This window comes from Neisseria sp. P0001.S005 (genome assembly GCF_051963715.1).
This window is the reverse complement of the sequence record NZ_JBQCTZ010000290.1, coordinates 1-3,288: the sequence shown is the minus strand read 5'-3', so window position 1 is coordinate 3,288 and position 3,288 is coordinate 1. Positions and strand designations below refer to the sequence as shown.

Sequence of the window (3,288 nt, the reverse complement as noted above, 5' to 3'; positions counted from 1 at the left end):
TTCATGGTTCGAAACATTCTTTAATAATGGATTGAAGATATTTTCAGACGGCCTTATTTCTGTCCGCCAAAGTGAATGCGCGGATCGACCCACGAATAAGAAATATCCGACACCAATTTAGCCAACAACCCCATCAGCGTGAACACATACAGCGTGCCCATTACGACAGGATAATCGCGTTTCATCACTGCCTCGTAAGACAGCAAACCCAAACCGTCCAGCGAAAACAGCGTTTCAATCAACAGGCTGCCGGTAAAGAATGCGCCGATAAATGCGGCCGGGAAACCGGTAATCAGAGGAATCATGGCGTTGCGAAAAATATGTTTCCACAGAATCTGTTTCTCAGGCAAGCCCTTGGCTCGCGCGGTATAAACATATTGACGGCGGATTTCTTCAAGGAACACGTTTTTCGTCAATACGGTCATGACCGCCAAGTTGCCTGCCACCGAAGCGGTAATCGGCAAGGCCATATGCCACAAATAATCTTTGACTTTACCCGCCCAAGAGAGCGTATCGAAATCATCGCCGACCAAGCCGCCCTGCGGGAACCAGGCAAAAAAGCTGCCACCGCCAAACAACACCAGCAACACCAAACCCAAGACAAACGGCGGTACGGTATAGCCGACCAAAATGATCATACCCGTAACCGTATCAAACCGGCTGCCATCCCTGACCGCCTTGGCTATACCCAACGGAATACATATCAAATAAGTTAGGAAGAATGTCCACAAACCCAAACTCATCGATACCGGCATTTTCTCTTTTACCAACTCAAATACGGTTTGATGGTGGAAAAAACTCTCGCCCAAATCGAAACGGGCAAATTTCCATACCATATCGACAAAACGCGTTACAGGCGGCTTGTCGAAACCGTACAAAGCATTCAGCGCGGCCAAATCTTCCGCACTGATGCGGTTGCCGTTTTTGGCCAAAGTTCCAGGCATGCTGTGTCCTGCTGTTTCACCGCCAACTGCACCCTGCGTCAGCTGCTGAACCATCTGCTCCACCGGACCGCCGGGAACAAACTGAATCACGGCGAAGGTAATCGCCAAAATCCCCAACAACGTGGGAATCAAAAGGAGCATACGATGAAAGATATAACGCCACATGGTTAAGTGTTCCTCTATTTTTTTGATTTGAAGGCCGTCTGAAACTGCTGACTTCAGACGGCATAATAGTAACGGATTAATAAGCGTTTGGCCGATGATTTACTTCTCCAACGCCTCCTGCAATTTCTTCTCAATTAAATCCGCGTCAAACGATTTGGCAATCAATTCAAAGCGGGAATCACGGCGCCATGAAACTTGGTTTGCGCCCCATTGACCATCCACCCAGTTGAGCCACACCCATGTACCGAGCACTTGGAACACGCCTTTGGCGCGGACGAGGCCGTCTGTAAATTTAGGCAGGTCGTTGAAGAAATCGGTCAGTTTTTCGCCGTCGAAATCACGCCCGGCAGGGAAAGTGAAGCCTTGAGACTGGAAGCCCATGGTGTTGTCAGGCAAGGCTTTGAGGCGGTAGCGCGATTTTTCGACAACGGGAATATCAAGCCATTGGATGTCGAGTTGCGCATTTTGTACTTCAACCACTTTGGCTTTAGGCGGGAACAGCTTGGCCGCTTTATCGTGAAACTCAGCCAGCTGCTCGGGGGTGCACAAGTCGGTTTTGCTGGCGACCAATACGTCGCAAATGCCGATTTGGTCTTTATACAAGGCTTGTTGCGCGTAATCGGGATTAATGAATTGGCGCGGATCGACAACGGTAAAGACGGCGCCGATTTCCAGCATACTGTCGAGCGGTTTGGCTTTCAATTCGTCGATAACGCTGGCGGCGTGCGCCAGACCGCTGGCTTCAATCATCAAGCGGTCGGGTTGGGCGTCGCGCAGCATTTTTTGTACGGTCGTACCCATTTGCGCGCCGGCAGTGCAGCACAAACAGCCGCCGGCGATTTCTGCCACGGGAATGCCGTTGTCGCTCAAGACTGCGCCGTCAATGCCGATTTCGCCAAATTCGTTGACGATGATGACCCATTTTTCATTCGGGTCTTTTTGCGCCATCAGGCTTTTGAGTGCAGTGGTTTTGCCTGTTCCGAGGAAGCCTGAAATCAGGTGGACTTTGGTCTTTTTTACTTCTGACATTTTTTACAAATTCCTGTTAAAACAACATGTTCTTCTTTTAATGAGAAACCGGTTTCGGCCACGCCTGCACGCAATGCCGCCCATTCTTGGCTCAAGGTCTGCTCATCCGCCGTACCGCATTCGGTACAAACCAAAATAAACGCGCTGTGGTGCGCTTCGGCTTCTTCGTGGTCATGGCAATGGTCGTTGCACTCATGCTGCGCGTGGCTGCACAAAATATAGCCGTTGACCGCCGCCACTTTGTGCAAAACGCCCTGCTCCACCCAAAAATCAAGGGCGCGGTAGGCCGTCGGCGGCGCAACCACACCCTCGCTTTGCTGCTGCATCTGCGACAGAACGTTGTAGGCTTTAATCACGCCGCTTTGTTTCAAAACAATATCAAGCACTTGCTCGCGCAATGCGGTTACCTGTACGCCATCGCGCTGCGCTTGTTCTAAGATTTTTTGTTTGATTGCGTTCATAACTGAAACAGCCTTTCAGACGGCCTTGTTAATAAAAAATTACATTATAACGTGTTTGTTCAATTTCAGATAACAAAGAGGCCGTCTGAAACCTTCAGACGGCCTGATGCCGATTACTTAAACCAAGATTTAATTTTTCCAAACAAAGACATGCTTTGTTTTTCAAACGTTTCTTCCTTCACCGGAGCAGGCTCATCGCGGTAAACTTTCATGCCTGCAAAGGTCTGGGCAACCGGCATGATTTCGATGGAATTGACGTTCATCCGCGCCGGACGCTGATAGAGCCATAAAGCGGTATCGGCAATATCTTGCGGCTGGATAAACTCGACATTCTCATAAACCTCGGCCGCACGCTGATCGTCGCCCTTGAAACGGACGTTGGAAAACTCGGTATCACCGCATAAGCCCGGTTCGATATTGGTAATGCGGATGTTTTTATCTGCCAATTCGGCGCGCAGGTTCATACTGAATTGGCGCACAAAAGCCTTGGTCGCGCCATAGACATTACTGCCTGAATAAGCATAACTGCCGGCAATCGAACCCAAATTGATGATGTAGCCCTGTTTGCGCGCTACCATTTGCGGCAAAATCTGGCGGGTCAGAAAAGTCAGACCGATGATATTGGTTTGAATCATGGTTTCCCAATCGCCAAAATCGGCTTTATCGGCAGAATCCAAACCTAAAGCCAA

4 protein-coding genes are annotated in these 3,288 nt (G+C 49.6%); all 4 read right to left on the bottom strand.

Going from position 1 to position 3,288, the window contains the following annotated elements:
- Positions 1-53 precede the first annotated feature (53 nt).
- Positions 54-1,109, bottom strand: coding sequence for an ABC transporter permease subunit (locus tag ACTHSP_RS19005; RefSeq protein WP_049351200.1), 1,056 nt, complete (start codon positions 1,107-1,109; stop codon positions 54-56).
- Positions 1,110-1,208: 99 nt separating this feature from the next.
- Positions 1,209-2,138 carry a CobW family GTP-binding protein gene (locus ACTHSP_RS19000; protein ID WP_003682934.1) on the bottom strand — a complete coding sequence of 310 codons (930 nt, stop codon included), beginning with the start codon at positions 2,136-2,138 and terminating at the stop codon, positions 1,209-1,211.
- Positions 2,126-2,599 carry a Fur family transcriptional regulator gene (locus ACTHSP_RS18995; protein WP_440346682.1) on the bottom strand — a complete coding sequence of 158 codons (474 nt, stop codon included), beginning with the start codon at positions 2,597-2,599 and terminating at the stop codon, positions 2,126-2,128. Before ACTHSP_RS18995 ends, ACTHSP_RS19000 begins: the two co-directional genes overlap by 13 nt.
- A 113-nt stretch (positions 2,600-2,712) precedes the next feature.
- Positions 2,713-3,288: SDR family NAD(P)-dependent oxidoreductase (locus ACTHSP_RS18990; protein WP_440346681.1), on the bottom strand; the 576-nt coding region annotated here is incomplete at its 5' end.

Excerpts from the sequence above, each read along its gene's own strand:
- ACTHSP_RS19005 (WP_049351200.1), bottom strand. The coding sequence starts at position 1,109 with ATGTGGCGTTATATCTTTCATCGTATGCTCCTTTTGATTCCCACGTTG.
- ACTHSP_RS19000 (WP_003682934.1), bottom strand. The coding sequence starts at position 2,138 with ATGTCAGAAGTAAAAAAGACCAAAGTCCACCTGATTTCAGGCTTCCTC.
- ACTHSP_RS18995 (WP_440346682.1), bottom strand. The coding sequence starts at position 2,599 with ATGAACGCAATCAAACAAAAAATCTTAGAACAAGCGCAGCGCGATGGC.